Origin of the sequence: Candidatus Nitrosotenuis uzonensis (assembly GCF_000723185.1) — an archaeon.
GTDB lineage: Archaea > Thermoproteota > Nitrososphaeria > Nitrososphaerales > Nitrosopumilaceae > Nitrosotenuis > Nitrosotenuis uzonensis.
In genome coordinates, this window is the sequence record NZ_CBTY010000001.1 from 1 (window position 1) to 20,650 (window position 20,650).

Here is a 20,650-nt window from a genome sequence, read left to right on the forward strand (position 1 = left end):
GGCTCCAAAGCTTGTAATTCCAGATAACATAATAGTTAATGCAGTATCTCTATTCACTCCTGTTGAAATCGGAAGTGCCACTGCAAGCGATCTAACGGATAGTCTGCCAAAAATCACAAACGACGCTCCAGAGACATTCCCAATTGGGAAGACAACGATCACATGGACTGCAGTGGATATGCTTGGCAACTCGATGACTCAAACACAGATTGTGACCGTGGAGGCATGCGGAAAGCCAGAGTCGGCATACAACAAGATAATTGGTAGCGAGGACGATGACGTCCTATTCGGAACCACACTTGCAGATCTGATAATCGGCCTTGGTGGTGATGATATCATCTATGGCGATAAAGGAAATGATTGCATACTTGCAGGGGATGGCGAAGACGTAGTGTATGGAGACGAAGGAAACGATTATGTCCACGGCGGCGATGGTGCAGATATCATAAAGGGACAATCAGGAGATGATATGCTGATTGGTGGCCTTGGCAATGACATAATCGATGGTGGAGATGATTACGACAGATGCATCATGACAGAAAACGATAATGACATAGTAGTCAAATGTGAATCCTGACTGATACAAACGCAGGCAATCTAAAACTCACGCGTCAGGAATAATAATCCCAAAATGCAGCGCAAGTTATTGCCAAATTCCAAGTCGCTATTTGACAGTGCAAGGAAGGTGATTCCATCAGGAGTCAACAGTCCAGTCAGATACTATGCACCGTACCCATTCTTTGTTAAGAAGGCGCATGGAAGCTCAATTTGGGATGTTGATGGCAACAAATACGTGGATTATTGCAACGGGTATGGCGCACTCCTGCTGGGTCATGCAAACAAGAATGTGATACATGCTGTCAAAAAACGGCTTGCTTATGGTACATTGTATGGCGCACCTATAGAACAAGAAGTTGATCTAGCGCGTCTGATATCAAAACTTTACCCAACCATGAAGAAGGTGCGGCTAATGAACAGCGGTTCTGAGGCAACGATGACTGCAATACGTCTTGCCAGAGGAATAACGAAACGAAAAAAGATAATCAAATTTGAAGGATGCTATCATGGGGCGCATGAATCGATGTTGGTACATGCGGGTTCTGCCCACAATAGTATATCCATTTCCGACGGAGTGCTTAATGACTTTGCAAGGCATACTATAGTAGTACAATATAACAACATAGAGCAGCTTGAGAGCGTCATATCAAAAAACAATGACATTGCAGGTGTCATAGTGGAGCCTGTTCTTGGCAACATGGGTCTAATACTTCCGGAAAAAAACTACCTTGCACGGATGAGAAAAATCACAAAACAACATGACGTGCCATTGATCTTTGATGAGACAATAACTGGATTTAGAATGTCAATAGGAGGAGCGCAGCAATACTATGGGATAAAACCTGATATCACTACTCTCGGCAAGGCACTTGGAAACGGATTTGTAATATCTGCACTAGGTGGAAGAAATGACATAATGGATCAACTTGCGCCAAATGGTAAGGTTTACGCTGCCAGCACTTTTGCGGGTAATCCGGTTTCTGTGGCCGCGGCTATATCTACGATAAAGACACTCATTAAATCAAAATCAAAACTATATCCTAGACTTGCAAAATACACGCAGGAGATCGTAAACGCAATAGGTGACATTGCTGATGATTTGAAAATAGCACACCAGATAAACTCTATAGAATCAATGTTTCAGATATTTTTTACATCTTCTCCTGTGTTTGATTATGTATCGTCAAAGAAATCAGACACAAAGAAATTTCATGCGTTTTTTCACTATCTGTTGAAAAAAGGAATATTCATTCCGCCCTCTCAATTTGAGACTGCATTTCTCTCCTCATCTCACTGTGAAGCGGATGTATTAAAGACAATTGCAGCCTACGATCAGGCATTGAGGATGGTGCGATGATGAATCTAGTGCTTGGAACAAGAGGTAGTCAACTCTCTTTGGCACAAACAAACTGGGTTATAGAAGAACTCAAAAAGAAAAATCCAGACTGCCAGTTTGAAATCAAGACAATAAAAACAAAAGGGGATACTGACGCAAGACCGTTATTTACGATAGATCAAAAAGGGATATTTGAAAAAGAAATTGACAAAGCTGTTTCTGATGGTCAAATAGATTTTGCAGTACACAGTCTTAAGGATATACCGTCAGTCCTGATGGATAATCTCGTGCTTGGTTGCGTACCAATACGTGAAGCAGTAAATGATGTTCTTATCACAAAAGATGGCGTGTCACTGCGTGAGGTGCCATCTAACTCTGTTATCGGTACAAGCAGTCTTAGGAGAGCAGTACAGATATCGCGCATAAGAAGTGATATCAAGGTTAAATCGATTAGAGGTAACATTGAAACTAGGATAAAAAAGGTTGAGAGCGGACAGTATGACGGCATAGTGCTAGCTCAGGCAGGCATCAACAGGATAGGAATTGATGTAAGACATTATGATCTTCCAATCAACGAATTTCCTCCATCGCCTGGTCAGGGAGCGATAGGTATAGTTTGCAGGTCTGATGATACAAGCACACAAGTTATGCTAAAAACAATCGAAGATCAAAACACAAGAACTGCAATAGAAGCGGAAAGAACATTATCCGAGTTTGTGGACTCTGGCTGCAGATTTCCGATAGGGGCATACGGAAAGGTTGAGGGCAGTATGGTGGAGCTGAATGTGGTGGCTTACTCCATAGATGGAAAAGAGTCAATAACGGTGAAAAAAAGTGGCTCTGCTTTGGATCCGCACCAAGTAGGTAAACAAGCAGCGGACGAGCTGAGAGCAAAAGGAATCGCCAAACTTGCTGCAAACTGGAGAAAAAAACTTGAGGAGTGGAACAAATGAGCGGAACTGTATACTTGGTTGGTGCAGGACCGGGGGATCCTAAACTGATCACCCTCCGTGCAGTGGATCTGATAAAAAAAGCAGACGTTGTTCTCTATGACCGACTTGTGAGTGAGAAAATAATAGAAATGATTCCAAAAAAGACAAAAAGAATCTATGTTGGACGAGAAGTCGGCGACGATTACAAACATCAGGACTCTACCAACCAAATGATGGTGAGCCTTGCAAGAAAGCACAACTCCATAGTGCGACTAAAGGGGGGAGACCCGTTCATATTTGGAAGAGGTGGTGAGGAAGCCGAATTTTTGCTAAAACATAAAATAAAGTTTGAAATCATACCTGGAATAACATCGGGAATAGGCTCCGCGGTATATTCTGGAATTCCTCTAACTCACAGAAAATATTCATCATCTGTTGCATTTGTAACGGGCCATGAGGATCCTATGAAGACAAAAGATCCTGTAAACTGGAAGAAACTGGCAAAGTCTGTGGAGACAATAGTGATAATGATGGGGCTCTCGCGAATAGGATCCATATCAAAACAACTTGTTGCCGGCGGCCTACCTAAAAACACTCCTGTGGCAGTAATACAGCATGGAACTACAGAAAAACACAAACTGTTGATCGGTACACTGTCCAATATAGAGCAAAAGATCAAACAAAACAAGATAACGCCGCCCTCAATAATTATAATAGGAAACGTAGTAAAACTCCACAAAACAGTGGGATGGAGAAAATGATATCTGGCAAAACTATCGCGATAACTCGCTCAGAGCAGGATTCAGAGGAATTTTCTGAGCTTGCAGTAAGGGAGCATGCGATTCCGATATCGCTTCCGACAATTGAGCTCGTGAGCAAAGGGGACGAAATAGTGAACCAATTCATTGCAGATGTGACTCAATTCGAGCCTGATTATTCCGTCTTTATGAGCTCCAAGGCAGTAAAACTGTTATTTGACGTGGCAAGAAAGAATTCAAAACAACACGAGCTTCAACTTACCATTGCCAATACAATAGTGATAGCAGTAGGGCCAAAAACAAAACTTGCGCTCGAAACAGAGGGAATACGGGTTGCTTATGTGCCGGAAAGATACTCATCTGTTGGAGTCGGAGAGTTGTTCACAAGACTAAACGCGGTAGGAAAAAAAGTGATAGTGCCTAGAAGTGGCGCATCAACTGAATTTCTGGCAAATCTCCTACACAAAATTGGACTAGAAGTAAAAGAGAACTATCTTTACGATGTGAAATCTTTTTCAGACACTGCACAATGGGGTGCATTTAAAGAAAAACTCACAAATAACAAAGTGGACGGAATTGTTTTCACGAGTGCTTCATCTGTACGAGGATTTTTTGAAATCATGCTGCAAGACAGAAGCGAGTCTGATCTTCTAAAGCAATTGCAAAAGGTCAAGATCGTATCAATCGGTCCATTCACAGCTGAAGAGCTGAAAAAATTCAACGTTAACACTACGGTTGCTGATGTACATACTGTCTCCGGCGCATTTGATGCAATGAAAAATATTTTTTCATTAGCTTAAGCTACATTAGCTCTACCTACTCCGTAAAACAGCTAGTAAACAGTGTATAATCTATTTATAAGATAACGGACTTTGAACTCTCATGACTGCAGAAAATCTTGAGATGGATTATTCAAAATATGATTTTAAAGATTCGACTGAGATGTATGTTCATCTTAGCAAAAAAGGACTCTCAAAAGAAGTTGTAATGGAAATAAGCAAACTGAAAAATGAACCGCAATGGATGCTTGATTTTAGACTGAGATCTTTTGAAGTATTTATGAAAAAACCAATGCCGAATTGGGGTCCTGATCTAGGTGCTATTGATTTTCAAAACATCTATTATTATGCAAAGGCCTCAGAAAAGACCGAGAAAAGCTGGGATGACGTTCCGGCGGATGTAAAGAAAACATTCGACAAGCTTGGCATACCGGAGGCCGAAAAAAAGTTCTTGGCAGGTGTAGGAGCACAGTATGAATCAGAAGTAGTATACCACAACCTAAGAGAGGATCTTGCAAAAAAAGGCGTCATATTCCTTGATACTGACACTGCACTCAAAGAGCATCCTGAGATATTCAAAAAATATTTTGGCAAGATAATTCCGCCGGAAGACAACAAATTTGCGGCCCTGAACAGTGCCGTCTGGAGCGGTGGATCCTTCATATACATACCTCCAGGGGTCAAAGTAGACATGCCACTTCAGGCATACTTTAGAATCAACGCAGAAAATATCGGACAGTTCGAAAGAACCCTTATAATTGCAGATGAAGGCTCTGAAGTCCATTACATTGAAGGTTGCACGGCCCCTGTCTATTCTTCAGAATCGTTGCACTCTGCTGTAGTAGAACTAGTGGCACACAAGGATGCAAAGCTACGATACACCACAATTCAAAACTGGAGTAGCGATGTATACAACCTTGTCACAAAACGTGCATATGCATACCAAGGAGCAAAAGTCGAGTGGATTGACGGCAATATAGGAAGCAAAATTACCATGAAGTACCCTGGAATATACTTGCTTGAGCCAAAAGCACACGGTGAAACACTCTCAATTGCGTTTGCAGGAAAAAATCAACATCAAGACACTGGAGCAAAAATGGTACATCTGGCGCCTGACACAACATCCAGAATAACGTCAAAATCTGTAAGCAGACTAAATGGAAGAACTACCTACCGAGGGTTACTTCATGTGGGAAAAGGTGCCACAAACGTTAAGGCATCAGTTCGATGTGATGCTCTTCTCTTAGATGATACTTCGAAGACAGACACTTACCCGTATATGGAAATTAATCAGGAAGATGCTACTGTGACACATGAGGCAACAGTGGGGAAAATCGGCGACGAACAAATCTTCTACCTTATGACTAGAGGATTCTCAGAAGAAGAAGCTCTCACACTGATTGTAAACGGATTCATGGAGCCATTTACAAAAGAGCTCCCAATGGAATATGCCGTAGAACTAAACAGACTCATAAAGCTTGAAATGGACGACTCTGTAGGATAGCAATCCTTCACACTTTTCGTTGGTAAAATGCAAACTCTTGCCCTGTCCACAATAACATCAAGTCACGTAGACGAGATCTCAGCCTCAAAAAATGAGCCGGAATGGCTAAAACAGTTCAGGAAGAAATCACTCTCAATTTATCAGGAACTCCCACCAGAAGTCTCTCCACTATACAACAAATACACTGACGCAAAAAGGATGGATCCTTCGCAGGTATCTCTTGCAATCTCATCTGATGGTGCAATATTTGACAAGTTAAAACCAAGATTAGAAGAACTGAAAAACGAAATACATATCATCCAATCTGGAACTGGGATATTTGGCATTAACATACCTGATGAGTTAAAATCAAAGGGTTTGATCATATCTTCAATTTATGACGCAATACGAAATGACGGGGATCTGATAAGAAAAATTCTGGAGTCAAGTGATCCAAAGGAAGACAAATACACCGCGCTAAATCACGCTGCATTCAATTCTGGAATGTTCATAAAAATTCCAAAAAATCTTGTATTGGAAAAACCGATACACATTGTATCATCGCTGTCCCCCGACGGAACATCTACAATCTCAAGGAACATAATCCTGGCAGAGCAGGGAAGCAAAGCAAGTCTAGTACAAGAGCTTTACTCACCAAAAGGATCAAAACAGCAGGCCTATATGGAACTGCTTACTGCAGATCTGCAACCTAATAGCAATCTGAACATAACAACATTTGAAGCGCTTGATCAGTCTTCAGTTAGCTTTTCTACAAGATACTGTAACGTACAACAGGATGCAAAAATAAGCTGGTATCTTGGACTGTTTGGCTCTATGCTATCGCGATATAGAACAAACTATTATCTGAATGGCACTGGGGCATCAGCTGATGATGCAGAAATTGTATTTGGACACAACGAGCAATCCTTTGATCTTGCTGCTAACCTAATTCATCAAAAGCCTTCTACAGAAGGGAAAGTCGTTCAGAGAGCTGTGCTCAAAAACAAGTCACGCTCGCTTTTCAAGGGCATGATAAGGATTTTAGAAGGAGCATCCCAATCAAAATCATTTCTTTCCGGGCGTTCCATATTACTTGACAAAGATGCCAAATCAGATGCCATACCTGGGCTTGAGATACTCACAAATGATGTCAAGGCAACCCATTCCGCATCCGTGGCGCAGGTTGATGAGGAACAAATCTTCTATCTTGGATGCCGTTGTCTTGACAGACAGGAAGCGGAACGAATCATAGTTGAAGGATTTTTGGAACCTATGTCACGTTCGATGTCTTATCAGGTAAGAGCATGGATAGCATATCTTATTGATGCCAAGTGGAGCGGACGAGACCTTGTAATAAAATCTGATGAGAATCTAAGGGCAATAGTAGAAGTCGAGGAAGTAAGATACAAAGAAGCTGATCAGCTAGAGACCCACTACAAATACCGGTGAACGGAATGGCTAGGTGGATAAGGGCATGTACAATGGGCCAAGTTGGGAAAAATGAAATGTATAGCTTTGACTTTGAAGACAAGAGATTGCTGATAACTAATTTGGGTGGAAAAATATTTGCTAGTGATAGAATATGTACACATGAAGAAGCTGATCTTTCTACCGGATTTCTGAGCAGCGAGGGAGTAAGATGCCCATTACATCTTTCTGTTTTCAATTTGGAAAATGGCATACCGCAAAATCCTCCGGCAGAAAGACCACTGAAAATATACAATGTTAAAATAGATCAAAACGAGATCTACGTTGAGGTATGAATGATGCAAACAGCACTCTCAATTGAAAATATTCGCAAAGACTTTCCAATTCTGCAAAGAAAGGTAAGAAACGACAAACAGCTTGTATATCTTGATAACGCTGCAACTACACAAAAGCCTATACAGGTAATCAATGCTATATCTGATTACTATACCAATCATAACTCAAACATACACCGTGCCGTGCATGCCTTGGCAGAAGAGGCAACGGAAGCTTATGAGGTAACAAGGGACAAGATTGCGCAGTTTTTGAACATAAAGGACAGGCAGGAAATAGTTTTTGTTCGCGGCACCACCGAGGCAATCAACTTGGTGGCATACGCTTGGGGGCGCCAGAATGTATCGCAAAATGACATTATAGTTACAACTGAATATGAACACCACAGCAACATTGTGCCTTGGCAGCTCTTGACACAGGAAAAGAAGGCAAAGCTACAATATATCGGTGTTGATGACAACGGAGAGCTGATACTGGATCAGCTTGACTCCTATCTTGAATCCGGCAGAGTAAGACTAGTGACTGTGAGCCAAATGTCAAATGTGCTTGGAACAATTACGGACACTGAAGAGATAATACGTAGGTGCAAAAAGGCCGGGGTGAGAGTCCTGGTGGACGGAGCTCAATCTGTACCTCACATGAAAGTTGATGTTGACAAACTAGGTTGCGACTTTTTTGCATTCTCTGCTCACAAGATGCTTGGCCCCACCGGAGTGGGTGTACTGTGGGCAAGAAAGGAACTGCTTGAAAATATGGCTCCCTTTCATGGTGGAGGAGACATGATACGTGAAGTTCACAAATACGAAACAACATGGAACGATCTTCCGTATAAATTCGAGGCGGGAACACCAAATATTGCAGATGTGATAGGATTTGCGGCCGCAATTGATTATCTTAACAAACTTGGGATGGATTTTGTTAGGCAACATGAAATTGAAATAACAAAATACGCGCTAGAAAAACTATCTCAAGTAAAGGGTATGAAGTTGTACGGTACATCCGATATCACAAAAAGAGGGGGCGTGATCTCATTTAACCTCGGAGACATACATCCACACGACTTGGCTACCATAATAGATGAAGATGGGATTGCCATAAGATCTGGACATCATTGCGCACAAGTTCTTATGGAACGACTTGATGTTGCAGCTACTTCAAGGGCAAGCTTTTACATTTACAATACCAAAGAGGAAGTTGACGCTCTGGTAAGATCACTGCATAGGGCAGCGAGGTTGTTTAAGCTTGAGTAACAATGCAGACATTTACCATGAAATGATAGTCGATTATTCTAGGAACCCAAGTAATTTTGGGAAAATAGAAAATGCTGATGTTATGTACCACGACAGCAATCCACTATGCGGGGACAGCATAGACATTTACATAAATGTCTCTGATGATAAAATATCTGATATCAAATTTCATGGTAGGGGATGCGCTATATGTATGGCCTGCTCCTCGGTTTTAACTGAGATAGTCAAGGGCAAGACAATAGAGGAGGCAAAGAAAATCCAGAAAAACGATGTTCTGAGCGAGCTTGGACTGGAAAATCTTCAGGCAGTTAGAATAAAATGCGCATTGCTATCTTTGAAAGTGTTCAAATATGGTCTTTACACTTATCTTGCAAAGCATTTAAAGTCGGGGGACGCAGATGTGCTAAAACAAGAAGCATCTTCACTATATTAGGAATCAGTATGTCGGATCTCTCCAATCAAATACGTAAAATAATTTTTGAAAAGTACAACGACCCTGATACGCGCTTTACAAACGATGAAGTGTTTGCCGTACTACAACAAAACAACTTGGTTGACAAATCATTGATCATAGATGACATGGAGCCACACTTTGAGAATCTATGCAGCTCTGGTATGATGAGAAACATAGCGCAAAATTTTACCACTCAGTGGTTCAAATTATTCGAGCCATTGGAAGAGAAAAAATGCTCATCGTGCGGCATGCAGAATTTTCTTTCAAAATCGGAAGAGTCTAACTGTCTTTATTGCCAAAAACCTATTTGACTCTGGTCCGCATAGCTGCCTTCTCTAGCATCTGAATCATCGGGAGCTTCTCACCTGTCAGGTACAAAACAAGCGCCCCGCCTGCAGTGCTGATGTGAGTTATCTTTTCCACAAGACCATACTTTTTGAGTGCTGATGTAAGATGACCACCGCTTACAATGGTCGTAGCCATGGAATTAGCAACCGATTCGAGAAGGCTTTTTGTCCCAATGCTAAAATTTTCCATCTCAAAGAATCCGGGCGGGCCGCTGATAAAGACTGTTCCTGCGCTTGCTATTATTCTGGAATAGTGTTCAATTGTCTTCTGTCCTATGTCATAAATCTGGTCGCCTTTGTTAAGCAGTCTTACGTCAAGCTCAGTTCTCTGCCCATCTTTGTTTATTGCTACATCCACTGGTGTGTTGAACACATCGGGATATTCTCCCAAAAGAGCGTGAGCCTTGGATACTGCATCATCCTCACCTTTGATACCTAAAGGATACTTGATTCTGGCCTGCGCGCGCATAAACACATTGCCAATCAGACCCGTAAGCAGTATCTGGTCCGCCCGTCCACGCTTGATGAGCATCTTGATTGCCTCCAGTCTATCTGCCACCTTGGAACCTCCTAACACCACGACATGGGGGGCTTTGGCTACAGTTAGGATCTCCTCCAGCTTGCGTACTTCACGTTCTACAACCTTTCCTGCGCAGGCAGGGATGATGTTGGCAAATCCTACCAAGGAAGGATGAGAACGATGAGCGCTTGGAAAACAATCAAGAACACACAGATCAAATAAATGCCCAAGACGCTTTACCATTATTGTACTTGCAGCATCATCTGGCGTGAACTCGTAATTCTCCTCCGCGCAAAATCTTAGATTGTCTAGTAGCAAAATATCACCGTTCTTCATTTTCTTGATCTCTGACTGGGCAAGTGAGCCCATCACATCTTCAACATAAATAATTTTTTTCCCAAGAAGCTTTTCTAGAATTTTTGCATGCTGTTCCATTCCAATATAGTCCTTGTTTCCGACTCTTCCTTGATGCGAGGCCACTACAACTTTTGAGTCCTTCAGAGCGTTAATCGTCTCTATTGTTTCTTCAATTCTTTTTGTACCTGATATCTCTCCCGTTTTTGGATCTATTGGACAATTCATATCAACTCTCAAAAGCACTGTCTTTCCTTTCAAGTCAAAGTCAGCCAGTGTAAGAATATCCACAACCTGAGTCTTTTATTGCCATCTTAAAATCTTTGAGCCGATCAGAATTCGGAAGAATCTGCACATCTAAGGAAAAATTAAAAAGAGCAGTTCTGGGTTGTCTGTGTTTGCAAAATTGGTTATTCGGCATCCGATCTAGACCTTTTTTTGTACTGGTTACCGCATTTGTAGTCATGTCAATTTTGGTGGATCAAAAAATAACTTCTGAGTTTGATAAATCCGCTATGATACACTTCCAATCATCTGCTGGCAATTACGCATTGGACATGGCAATGTGGATGATTACGGAGATAGGCGATGTAATGTGGCTTGTTCTGTTCAGCATTGTGATCTTTGTCATAAGAAGAACTAGGCGCACCGGCCTGATACTACTTCTCTCACTTGTAGCAGGCACGATAGGGGCTGGCTACCTCAAAGGATATGTTGTAGACAATCCTAGGCCAAATCTGGAATTTATGGGCTCGACACTGCCGGGGGATATCGGCAGAGATACATTCGTGCTAGGGACTGACGGGTCATTTCCTTCAGGACATGCTGCAAGAGCTGCAATAATTGCGCTTATCCTAGGATTTGCTCTCTCACAAAGGTTTCCAAAGTGGTGCTATCTGATATGGATATTTCCGGTACTGGAGTCAATCAGCAGGGTATACGTCCTACAGCATTATCCGATGGACGTTCTTGGTGGCACGGTGTTTGGAATCCTGATTGCAGGTGTGATAGGCAAAAAATTAAGGCTCTATGATATATTCAAAAAATCAGAGCCCGAGCTCTGAGAAAACATTGGCGCTGATAAGAACAATGGCATAATTTTCATCATCGTGATGGTATGTCCAATATCTAAGATTGCGTTCCTGTCTTAGCTTTCTTAGTCTAAAGTTCAGCTCAGACGTTATTGTGAATCCTATCCGTTTTGCAAGTTTTTCCTGTTTTGGCATCAGAACTTTGAACCCTCCCTTCTGGTTCTCAAATCCGATCTCAGTCATCTGGGCAGCCGACTCGGAAGCGGCTTTTTCGTCCTTTACTGTGAATGTTTTTACGATCGGGATTTGTGATGGGTGAAACTCCATACTGCAAACTCGTAGGAGTTTAATTTAACTAATGACGATCAGATCTGTTTCACAATGCCTAGTTATGTGTTAAAATTCTTAACTCACAAGTCAAATACTGATTATAGTTAACACTTATCGATAATCATATGCGAGTTCAAACGTGGCGTCATTAGCTAAATTAGCTGAAAAGCTAAAACATGAAAAGCAACAGGCGGCAAAGCTTAGGCGACAGACAGAAAACAAGCTAAAGGCCGCCATGTCACTCGGACGCCGTTCCTCATCTGGTCTCTCTTCGCTTGAAAGGCGCATTGAGGATTCTAAAGAGAAATTAGGTGAGATTAACGCAGAGTTTAATCAAATTCTATCCAGAAAAGAAAGCATAGATAGATTGATTCAGGCAGCACAGGAAAGGCTGGCACTTGAAACTCAATCAAAGGAGCAGGCAGAAATTGATATGGCAAACGCAGATTCTGATGCGGCAAGACAGAGCGCCTCTGAGAGAATTGCCCAGATTACCGAGAAGATTGGCGAGCTAGAATCTGAAATCAAGCAAAGAGAATCTGCTGCACAAAAGCTTGTCAAGCTAATTGAGAGCTTTAAAAAATCAAAAGATCATACATCTCACCAACTGCATAAACAGACAAAAACAAAGCCATCGCTGATCAACCTGATAAAGAAAAGCAAATCTGACTCTGAAAAACTAAAAAAACAGTTTGAAATTGCTGCAAAAAAGGAAACTGCAGTTAGCAAGAACCTGACCAAAGTAACTGAAAAACTGGAGATGATCCTTGCTAAAAAAAGAAAAGCAGCAGCAAAAAGGGCCGCAATAAAGAGGTCTAGGAAAAAGGCATTAACAAAGAAGAAATCCGCAGCAAAAAGAAAAACATCTGCCAAAAAAACAGGCAAAAAACAGGCAAAAAACAGATCCAAAACAAAATCAAGACGCTAGAAGGACTTCATTCTGAATATAAAGCGGAAGCAAGAGTATACTTTAGATGAATAAACGTGGAATTATTGTATCTGTGGCCGGGCTGTTTATGATTATAGGCTCATTTGCAATAGCTGCATCATTACTTGGTAGTGACGGGTTTGACGGTGAGGTGTCTATACCATCTCTACTTGAGGGTATGTTTGATCAAGTTACAGATAACACACAACTGCGACCTGGCGAGAGCATGTCGTTTGAATTCGACGCGTCACACGATACAAAAAATATTCTTTGGGGTATGCAGATAACCGATTATCAGAGTGGGGACAAAGTGCAAGTATCGATCACAAACATTTATGGAGACAAATTCGGAACGTTTCAGTCTGATCAGCCTGCATTTTTTGAAACCTTGGAAATTACTCAGAGCGAATCACTCAACTTTAATGTTGAAAATAAAGGATCAAGAACAATCACATTTGTCATGATGTTCACGAAAAACCCTGGAGAGAATGAGCGATTCTCAGACCCTGATTCGCCACTGAACAAAACACTTGTTCCGCTTGCAGCAATAGGAATACTGCTAATACTTGGAATTATAGTGGTGTGTGCAGGTGTAATACTTACTGTATTTGATTATAAAAAAAGACAAAATTCTGAATACGTCTAATCTTTTACGATTAGCTCGCCGTATTTTCCTTTTGCAAGCGATACTTCATTTTTGAATGTACTGGTATATGCGTTCTTGAACGCTACTTTCGAGCCGTTCTTAACTTTGGCGATGTCTTCCCCCCACAAGGTTATCTTGATCTCGCCTACTTCATCGACAAGGTATGCATTGCAGACCTCGGTAGTTCCGCCAGTCTTTAGATTAACCGTTCGTGGTTCTTCCATCCTTTCTATGGTTCCTTCGATGTCTATTCTGTTTCGCATGTTTTTTGCTTGTTCTGTGGTTACCACAAATCTGCTCGGGCACAAACCAGTATTAAGTTTTTAATTTCTAAAGATGGATTTGTCTTTTCAACTGACAAACTCTCGGCATTAACTCTATAGCAGTTATATACTCTGAATTGAAAACTGCTCTTGCAGGGGTATCGAAGCCCGGTCAACCGAGAGGGACTCAAGATCCAAATAGGAAATCCCTTCCCTCAGGGGTTCGTGGGTTCAAATCCCACCCCCTGCACTTTTTAGACTTCGATTATATCTGCACGGGTAACATGATGATTAGAAAGTGTCTTGTGAAGATCTGCCACGGACTGCTCGCGGAAGATTAGGTTACACCTATAACACTTCCACGCTCTGGCACTCATGGTTATATAGTACATTCTTAAAATTTAAGGATATTGGACCTTTCATCCACTTTTTTGCATAATGCGATCAAAATAGCTAAAAATTACATATTACTATCAAAATATTGATGAATTTATCGGATGCTGCCCAAACTAATTTACTTGAGGCGCAAAAACCTGATCCGTGAGCGACATTTTAGCCATTTTTGCAAATCTGTGGTATTTTGGGGTGTTTCTTTTCATGTATGTGTTAAACACAGCTCCAATACTGATGCCTCCTACATGGATAGTTTTGGTATCATTCCATGCCCTAGACCCTGGACTTGACCCGCTTGTTCTTGCCGCAGTAGGTGCTAGCGGCGCCACACTGGGGCGGTTTACCCTCTTGCGAGCAACATCATATTTTCGAAGGTTTCTTAGCAGCGATAGAAAATCAAGTCTTGATAAAATACAGAACTACTTGCAAACAAAAAAACTCGGATATTTTCTTGCATCCTTCGTATTCGCTACTACTCCACTACCAGACAACATGCTGTTTATCACATATGGTCTCATGAAGGTAAAGAGCGTCCAGGTCTACTGCGGATACTGGATAGGGCGCCTTATAGCATATTATGTAATGCTCTCAATAAGTTCAGCAGTGCTTACGCCATTTATGCAGATGTTTGAGGAAAAATATGTGGGCGTATTGGTTATAGATTTGCTCAGTATAGTAATGCTAATTGTCTTTGCGTCTATAAACTGGAACGTTCTGGTGTCGGAAAAAAAGATACGCTTTGTCAAACCAAAATTCTGGAAGATGTGATATGAACAAGATAGACGAACTGCAGTCATATGTCAGAGAAAGGATACAGAACGATCCTGCACATGATTTTGATCACATAATGCGTGTATACAACAACGCCAAGATGATTGCCAAACACGAGAAGGTGGATCTTCATCTGGTACTGGTTGCAACATTATTGCATGACATTGTGACCTTTCCAAAGTCTGATAGGCGATCGAAAACAGCATCAGTCAGAAGTGCAAAAGAGGCGCAAAAGATTCTGAAAAAACAAGGATATTCAAAAAAGGACATTGCCATAATATGTGATGCAATAAGGGATCACAGCTATTCAAGGAACAAGATACCTAAAACAATGGTGGGTAAAATTCTTCAAGATGCTGATAGACTTGATGCACTTGGAGCGATAGGAATCGCAAGAACTTTTGCTGTCGGCGGTGCAGAATCAAGACTGATTTACAACAGATTAGATCCGTTTTGTCAAAAGAGAGAGCCCGACGACAAGTCGTGGACTGTGGATCATTTCTATCGTAAATTATTGGTTTTGGAAAAAAAGATGAACACCAAGTTTGCAAAAAAGGAAGCACGCAAAAGAACCAAAGTCATGAGGGATTTTCTGCTTGAACTAAAGCGTGAAATCTAGCCATAATCTATGTATCTTTTGTACCTTTTTTCAACTTCCGGATTCTCGCCATCAAGAATTTTCCTTATCTCCACATCATGTCTGCTTCTAATGTATGATTTTATTGGCAAAAACTGCTCATTGTCGGGAAGATACTGTCCTAGCCTTTCAAGTGCACTAAAATATTCGGCAACCTTGTCCCGGAATTCTTGCACAGTGGGGTTTTTGATCTTGTTAAGCCTAAAGTATATCGATGCCCAGCTTGCGCCTACAACATGAGGTAGCAGATCATACGCACGCTCTATCTCGAATCGTTCGTCTTCTCTCATCTGTTAAGATACTCGGCCATCTTTTTTGCAAAATATGTGACTATCATGTCCGCACCTGCACGCTTTATTGAATATAGTATTTCGGCCATTATTTCGTCTTCGTTAATCCAGCCTTGTTTGGCTGCACCTTTGACGAGTGCATATTCGCCTGACACACTGTATGCGGATACAGGAACGTTGAATCTCTCTCTTGTCTTTGCAATAAGATCAAGATAGGATAGAGCCGGTTTTACCATGACTATGTCCACTCCCTCACTCACATCCATCTCGATTTCCCGCATAGCTTCTCTTGGGTTGGTGAAAGGCACTTGGTATGTCTTCCTATCGCCAAACTGTGGCGCGCAATCAGCTGCATCTCTGAATGGGTTGTAAAACGATGATCTGTGTTTTGCAGAGTGCGACATGATTCCAACATCTGAGAAGCCTTTTTCATCTAGTGCATTCCGGATGGCCTTTACTTGCCCATCCATCATGGCAGATGGTGATACGATGTCTACGCCAGACGCTGCCTGGCTTAATGCAATTCTGGAGAGCGTCATCAGGCTTGAATCATTATCTATGATGTTGCCATTTAATATGCCACAGTGACCTGAGGATGTATACTGGCAGAGACACACATCTGACATTATTACCATGCTGTCTCCGAAACTCTTTCTTATCTCCGAGGCTGCCTTTTGTACTATGCCGTCGTCTGCGAATGCACCTGTCCCATATTCGTCCTTTTTTTCTGGTATCCCAAACAGCATGATGGCAGGTATGCCTAGATCTTTTATCGATTGAACTTCCTGCGTGACGTCTGAGAGTGGCAGACGCTGTATGTCAGGCATTGATTCTACAAACGTCCTTGACTTGAGATTTTCTTGAACAAATACGGGACAAATAAGATCGTTTACTGAAAAGGTTACTTCTTGCACAAGGTTGCGCATCTTTTCATTTTTTCTTAATCTTCTTAACCTTCTTGTAGGGAATGGTGCAGACATGATAAAGATCTGCCTTGATTCAATATATTCCTAGATCACAAACTGCTAGTCTTTTTTCTTATAATCAAAAATCTTTGTAGCTGCGCTGAGGATATCCTCATCTTCTTGCTCCGAGGCCCGTCTCAGGTTGTTCATCGGAGTTGATATTATCCCTTCTACTATGGCCTTGGTTAGATCGTCAATTATTTTGATTTTTGATTGGTCCGTCTCGCCAAGCATACGAAGAGCCTTCTCAAGCTCCTTGGCCCTTTTCATATCTATGTCCTTAAAGATCTCTTTGACTACTGGCTCCACCTCCAATCTTCTCATCTGTGCTCTTAGTACTGCCGCCTCTTCGTTAATTATTTTTTCTGCGCTTGTGCGCTGGTTTGAACGATACTTGATGTTCTTGTCAACCATTTCAGCTATCTGATCAAGGTTCATCATCTTGATTCCGCCAATCGTGGCCACTTTCTCGTCTACAGTTCGTGGGTTGGAAAGGTCCAATATCATCATGCCTGTCTTTTTTGTTTTCATGGCATCTCTGATTCTATCGTACGTTACAAGAAAGTACGGAGCTATTGTTGCCACAAACAATACATCATAGTTTGAAAATCCGGAAAGTACATCCTCAAATCCTATTGGTATGCCGCCAACCGTCTCTGAGAACGCCTGCGAACGCTGCAACGTTCTACTTGTGACAAAAAACCTGTAACCTCTCTTGTTTAGAGATTTTGCTACAAGTGTTGCAGCCTCACCAGTTCCAATAAGCAAAATATTCTTAGTCTTCAGGTCATCGATGTTTTCTTCGGCCAGCTTGACTGCCATCGAACCAACCGAGATTGTTCCCTTGTTGATTCCAGTTGCATTTCTAACACGCGTACCGATTTTGATTGCCTTGTCAAAAAGCGTGTTGAGGTATTCTCCTGACGTTCTCATCTCCTTTGCAGTGATCATGGCTTCCTTTACTTGGCCAAGAATCTGCTCTTCGCCCAAAACCATGGAATCAAGGCCCGATGTAAGCTTCAGCAAGTGCTCGTAAACCTCATCATCTGATGAGATCTCGAAATTTTCATTAAATGCAACTTCTTCGAGACCTGACAGCGAGGCCCACGTCTTTTTGATTTTGCCTATATTCATTTCCTTGGTGGAACCAAATATCTCTACCCTATTGCATGTCTGCAGGATTACTATTTCGTTTAGACCAGAATGTTTTTTGAACGACTCGTACGCAGAATCTAAATCCTTGAAAGTAAACTTTTCTAGAATGTGGATTGGCGAATTCCTGAATGTAACACGCGCGTTTATTATGTTGCTCATTTCCATCCCTCTAGCATATTCATTACTTCTCTTTGTGCACTTGGCAAGTCATCTTCTTTTAATAACTGTTTTATCTTGTTGTTATTTAAAACAGAGTAGAGGAATTTTTTTCGCTGGATAACAGTTGGGATCTTTTGTTTTGCAGCATCACGCGCTATTTTCTGCAATTTTATTTGATAGATATCTTCCTTATTTATGGCATCTTTGAATATTTTCTCCACCTTTAGCTTTAGCTTACGCGCCATTGCAGGGCTCCTACCACCTGTAGATATGGCTATCTGAACTGTATCTTCTATGTTTATCACTGAGGGATGAGCAAAATCGGAGACTTCAGGATCATCGGCCGCATAAGCGTAGCACCTCATCGACTTTGCTTGCTGCACTATCTTTCGATTAAGCTCTCGGTCATCAGTTGCAGCCATGATAAGAATTGGATCGTACTCTGTGAGGAATTTGGCATTCTCAAGTTTCATTTTCTTGAATTCAATCTTGCCTTCCTTGGCAAGCTTTAGAATTTGAGAGCTTGCACTATCTGATATTACGAGAATTTGGCAATCCTGAGTGAGAAGTGAGTTGACCTTTTTTAGCCCTTCGCCGCCCGCACCGACTACTATGACCAATCTGCCTTTTAGGTTTAGGTCTACAATCACGATCAGGGCACGTCCGAAATTGTATTTATACGATTGCCAGAGTTGCGACCGTGCATATCTCTCGTTACATTTTTAATCAAAACTGAGATTTTAAAATTAATGGCCCAGCTGGACACGCTTGATAAGGAGATACTAAATGAAATACAGTGGTCATTTCCGTTGGTCGCAGAACCGTATAGGGAACTAGCTATACGATTCAACATCCCGGTAGATGAGATGAAAAGACGCATTCTTGCCATGAAAGAGAGTGGAATACTAAGACAGCTATCGGCAATCTTTGACACACGAAGACTTGGCTACAAAAGTTCACTGGTGGCCATGGCAATAGACTCTGACAAGCTCGATTACGTTGCAAATCAAATCAATAGACATCCTGGCGTGAGCCACAATTATGAGAGAAACCACGAATACAATCTTTGGTTTACACTTGCGACTCCTCCTGGAAGTGATCTTAAGACAGAAGTTGACAAATTCTCAAAGCTCTCGGGAATCCGTAAGGTCAGATTACTTCCAACAATAAAGCTGTTCAAAATCGGAGTAAAACTTGACATGGTTGATGACAAGAAAAAACAAGTGGCGCCCACCGAGGAAAAGAAAAAGATTCATGAAACAAAGTTCGTCCCAACTGAGGAAGACAAGGAATTCATAAGGCAACTACAAAAAGACCTTCCAGTAATAGACCGACCTTTCCTCCCTGCTGCACAAAACCTTGGTATGACAGAGGTTCAGGTATTTGAGAAATTAAGACACTATGAAGAAATTGGAGTAATGCGAAGATATGCTGCAATACTTAGGCACAGGGATGCAGGATTTGTAGCAAATGGCATGATTGTCTGGCGCGTACCTGAGGATAGAATCGAACAGGTTGGCGCAACACTTGGTTCATTTCCACAAATAAGCCACTGCTATCAAAGACCTGTCTATGCGGATTGGCCTTACAACGTGTTCTCCATGGTTCACTGCAAGTCGGTGAGCGAAGCAGAAGATATGGCAAAAGAAATACAAAAACACATCAATGTGGACGACTATAGAATACTATTCAGCTCACGAGAATTCAAGAAAACACGCGTGGAATATTTTGTTGAACACGAGTTCACTCTTGAAGAAACTATCCCTGCCTAGGATGCAACATTTGATGATCTTCCAAACAGCCTGATATGAGAGTAAGCTCCAAATGCGAAAAATACGTAAGACCAAACAAAGAACATATCTGCTACACTTCCTGGCCTGAATTCGTCATTGTACGATTCTATAAGGTATAACGTGTCGCCTGCGACAGAAAAAACAAACGCAATTAGCACTGAAATCCACAAAAAATTAACCTGTCCTCTGAAAAATAGGATTATGGCAATTATGGTGGGAACAAGCACCATGCCGTCAAGAACGGGATAAATTAAATTCAATAAAACCTCGACATCTGCAGATATTTTGTTGTGAACAAAGTAGATACTTGGAATTACAAAGCATGTGGCAATTGCGATTGAAACAATTATTGCATTTTTGGTGATCTTTGCCTTTCTGGGCTTGAGATAGAACAGTGCAAAGGTAAAATAGAATAGGTAGCCTGCTATGTAGAGCCAGTCTGAAGGATAGGGGCCTGAGAATTGATAATATTCGTTATCATAAGAGTAGATCTGGTCTGCTGCAAACCATGATATTGTCGCAACAAAAAATAGAATCCAAGATATGGCATGACTGCCGCTGATCTTGTATCGTGCAACAAGTATGGCCGAGACGACGAGTACAGCTAGAGGGGCAACAATGAACAAAAAGTCCGTATAATACCATTTGTCAGCAACCAGATATTCCTGATATCCTGTGACGTTTACAGCAGCAAAAAATGCTGCCACGAATACTAGGCACGCAAGAAGTGCTTCTTTTTGAGAAATTATCATGTTCT

Annotated in this window: 25 protein-coding genes and 1 tRNA gene; 18 read left to right on the forward strand and 8 right to left on the reverse strand. The window is 41.6% G+C overall.

Going from position 1 to position 20,650, the window contains the following annotated elements; genetic code table 11:
• The 11 genes from NITUZ_RS00005 to NITUZ_RS00055 all read left to right on the forward strand — a co-directional run.
• The coding region (locus NITUZ_RS00005) for a calcium-binding protein (RefSeq protein WP_048193934.1) at positions 1-577 on the forward strand (577 nt) is incomplete at its 5' end.
• 54 nt (positions 578-631) lie between these two features.
• Positions 632-1,915 carry a glutamate-1-semialdehyde 2,1-aminomutase gene (hemL, locus tag NITUZ_RS00010; RefSeq protein ID WP_048193938.1) on the forward strand — a complete coding sequence of 428 codons (1,284 nt, stop codon included), beginning with the start codon at positions 632-634 and terminating at the stop codon, positions 1,913-1,915.
• On the forward strand, positions 1,915-2,847 hold the full coding sequence (gene hemC, locus NITUZ_RS00015; RefSeq protein ID WP_048194079.1) for a hydroxymethylbilane synthase: 933 nt from the start codon (positions 1,915-1,917) through the stop codon (positions 2,845-2,847). The genes hemL and hemC overlap by 1 nt, the downstream gene beginning before the upstream one ends.
• Positions 2,844-3,587, forward strand: coding sequence for a uroporphyrinogen-III C-methyltransferase (gene cobA / locus NITUZ_RS00020; RefSeq protein WP_048193940.1), 744 nt, complete (start codon positions 2,844-2,846; stop codon positions 3,585-3,587). Before hemC ends, cobA begins: the two co-directional genes overlap by 4 nt.
• Positions 3,584-4,384, forward strand: a complete 801-nt coding sequence (locus NITUZ_RS00025) for a uroporphyrinogen-III synthase (protein ID WP_048194081.1) — start codon at positions 3,584-3,586, stop codon at positions 4,382-4,384. The genes cobA and NITUZ_RS00025 overlap by 4 nt, the downstream gene beginning before the upstream one ends.
• Before the next feature lie 82 nt (positions 4,385-4,466).
• Positions 4,467-5,867 (forward strand): Fe-S cluster assembly protein SufB, encoded by a 1,401-nt coding sequence (gene sufB, locus NITUZ_RS00030; RefSeq protein ID WP_048193942.1) that lies wholly within the window; start codon positions 4,467-4,469, stop codon positions 5,865-5,867.
• Between the two features lie 27 nt (positions 5,868-5,894).
• Positions 5,895-7,295 (forward strand): SufB/SufD family protein, encoded by a 1,401-nt coding sequence (locus NITUZ_RS00035; RefSeq protein ID WP_048193945.1) that lies wholly within the window; start codon positions 5,895-5,897, stop codon positions 7,293-7,295.
• A 5-nt stretch (positions 7,296-7,300) separates the two neighbouring features.
• On the forward strand, positions 7,301-7,609 hold the full coding sequence (locus NITUZ_RS00040) for a Rieske (2Fe-2S) protein (protein WP_048194084.1): 309 nt from the start codon (positions 7,301-7,303) through the stop codon (positions 7,607-7,609).
• Positions 7,610-8,857: a cysteine desulfurase gene (locus NITUZ_RS00045; protein WP_048193947.1), complete on the forward strand. Its 1,248-nt coding sequence runs from the start codon at positions 7,610-7,612 to the stop codon at positions 8,855-8,857.
• A complete protein-coding gene (gene sufU / locus NITUZ_RS00050) occupies positions 8,850-9,290 on the forward strand; it encodes a Fe-S cluster assembly sulfur transfer protein SufU (protein ID WP_048193949.1) in 441 nt (146 codons plus the stop codon). The genes NITUZ_RS00045 and sufU overlap by 8 nt, the downstream gene beginning before the upstream one ends.
• 8 nt (positions 9,291-9,298) lie before the next feature.
• Entirely contained in the window at positions 9,299-9,622 is a 324-nt protein-coding gene (locus tag NITUZ_RS00055) for a hypothetical protein (RefSeq protein WP_048193951.1), read from the forward strand.
• Here the strand turns inward: NITUZ_RS00055 and NITUZ_RS00060 are convergent.
• Positions 9,615-10,823 (reverse strand): phosphoglycerate kinase, encoded by a 1,209-nt coding sequence (locus NITUZ_RS00060; RefSeq protein WP_048193953.1) that lies wholly within the window; start codon positions 10,821-10,823, stop codon positions 9,615-9,617. The genes NITUZ_RS00055 and NITUZ_RS00060 overlap by 8 nt on opposite strands.
• A 173-nt stretch (positions 10,824-10,996) precedes the next feature.
• On the opposite strand from NITUZ_RS00060, the gene NITUZ_RS00065 reads away from it, so the two are divergent.
• On the forward strand, positions 10,997-11,596 hold the full coding sequence (locus NITUZ_RS00065) for a phosphatase PAP2 family protein (RefSeq protein WP_244443770.1): 600 nt from the start codon (positions 10,997-10,999) through the stop codon (positions 11,594-11,596).
• On the opposite strand, the gene NITUZ_RS00070 is transcribed toward NITUZ_RS00065, so the two are convergent.
• The gene (locus tag NITUZ_RS00070) at positions 11,579-11,890 is read right to left on the reverse strand and encodes a hypothetical protein (RefSeq protein ID WP_048193955.1); all 312 of its coding nucleotides are present in this window, start codon (positions 11,888-11,890) and stop codon (positions 11,579-11,581) included. The genes NITUZ_RS00065 and NITUZ_RS00070 overlap by 18 nt on opposite strands.
• A 142-nt stretch (positions 11,891-12,032) precedes the next feature.
• Between NITUZ_RS00070 and NITUZ_RS00075 the strand changes: the two genes are divergently transcribed.
• Both NITUZ_RS00075 and NITUZ_RS00080 read left to right on the forward strand, forming a co-directional pair.
• Positions 12,033-12,821 (forward strand): coiled-coil domain-containing protein, encoded by a 789-nt coding sequence (locus NITUZ_RS00075; RefSeq protein WP_052370005.1) that lies wholly within the window; start codon positions 12,033-12,035, stop codon positions 12,819-12,821.
• Positions 12,822-12,867: 46 nt separating this feature from the next.
• Complete coding sequence (locus NITUZ_RS00080; protein ID WP_048193957.1) at positions 12,868-13,467, forward strand: hypothetical protein; 600 nt, start codon at positions 12,868-12,870, stop codon at positions 13,465-13,467.
• Here the strand turns inward: NITUZ_RS00080 and NITUZ_RS00085 are convergent.
• The gene (locus NITUZ_RS00085; RefSeq protein WP_155991140.1) at positions 13,464-13,757 is read right to left on the reverse strand and encodes a single stranded DNA-binding domain-containing protein; all 294 of its coding nucleotides are present in this window, start codon (positions 13,755-13,757) and stop codon (positions 13,464-13,466) included. The genes NITUZ_RS00080 and NITUZ_RS00085 overlap by 4 nt on opposite strands.
• 125 nt (positions 13,758-13,882) lie before the next feature.
• Between NITUZ_RS00085 and NITUZ_RS00090 the strand changes: the two genes are divergently transcribed.
• The 3 genes from NITUZ_RS00090 (at position 13,883) to NITUZ_RS00100 (ending at position 15,513) form a co-directional block, all read left to right on the forward strand.
• Positions 13,883-13,980 (forward strand) — tRNA-Leu (locus NITUZ_RS00090).
• 290 nt (positions 13,981-14,270) lie between these two features.
• Complete coding sequence (locus NITUZ_RS00095) at positions 14,271-14,891, forward strand: hypothetical protein (protein WP_048193959.1); 621 nt, start codon at positions 14,271-14,273, stop codon at positions 14,889-14,891.
• Between the two features lies 1 nt (position 14,892).
• Complete coding sequence (locus NITUZ_RS00100) at positions 14,893-15,513, forward strand: HD domain-containing protein (protein ID WP_048193962.1); 621 nt, start codon at positions 14,893-14,895, stop codon at positions 15,511-15,513.
• Here the strand turns inward: NITUZ_RS00100 and NITUZ_RS00105 are convergent.
• Genes NITUZ_RS00105 through NITUZ_RS00120 form a run of 4 tightly spaced genes read right to left on the reverse strand, consistent with a single transcriptional unit; the run spans position 15,510 to position 18,750 of the window.
• Positions 15,510-15,821, reverse strand: coding sequence for a hypothetical protein (locus NITUZ_RS00105; RefSeq protein ID WP_048193963.1), 312 nt, complete (start codon positions 15,819-15,821; stop codon positions 15,510-15,512). The two genes, NITUZ_RS00100 and NITUZ_RS00105, sit on opposite strands and share 4 nt — an antisense overlap.
• Positions 15,818-16,801, reverse strand: a complete 984-nt coding sequence (gene hemB / locus NITUZ_RS00110; protein ID WP_048193965.1) for a porphobilinogen synthase — start codon at positions 16,799-16,801, stop codon at positions 15,818-15,820. The genes NITUZ_RS00105 and hemB overlap by 4 nt, the downstream gene beginning before the upstream one ends.
• Before the next feature lie 45 nt (positions 16,802-16,846).
• Positions 16,847-18,106 (reverse strand): glutamyl-tRNA reductase, encoded by a 1,260-nt coding sequence (gene hemA, locus NITUZ_RS00115; protein ID WP_048193967.1) that lies wholly within the window; start codon positions 18,104-18,106, stop codon positions 16,847-16,849.
• Positions 18,097-18,750: a precorrin-2 dehydrogenase/sirohydrochlorin ferrochelatase family protein gene (locus tag NITUZ_RS00120; protein WP_048193969.1), complete on the reverse strand. Its 654-nt coding sequence runs from the start codon at positions 18,748-18,750 to the stop codon at positions 18,097-18,099. The genes hemA and NITUZ_RS00120 overlap by 10 nt, the downstream gene beginning before the upstream one ends.
• A 99-nt stretch (positions 18,751-18,849) precedes the next feature.
• On the opposite strand from NITUZ_RS00120, the gene ahbA reads away from it, so the two are divergent.
• Positions 18,850-19,872, forward strand: a complete 1,023-nt coding sequence (gene ahbA / locus NITUZ_RS00125; protein WP_420887301.1) for a siroheme decarboxylase subunit alpha — start codon at positions 18,850-18,852, stop codon at positions 19,870-19,872.
• On the opposite strand, the gene NITUZ_RS00130 is transcribed toward ahbA, so the two are convergent.
• Entirely contained in the window at positions 19,869-20,645 is a 777-nt protein-coding gene (locus NITUZ_RS00130) for a hypothetical protein (RefSeq protein ID WP_048193975.1), read from the reverse strand. The genes ahbA and NITUZ_RS00130 overlap by 4 nt on opposite strands.
• Positions 20,646-20,650: the final 5 nt, after the last annotated feature.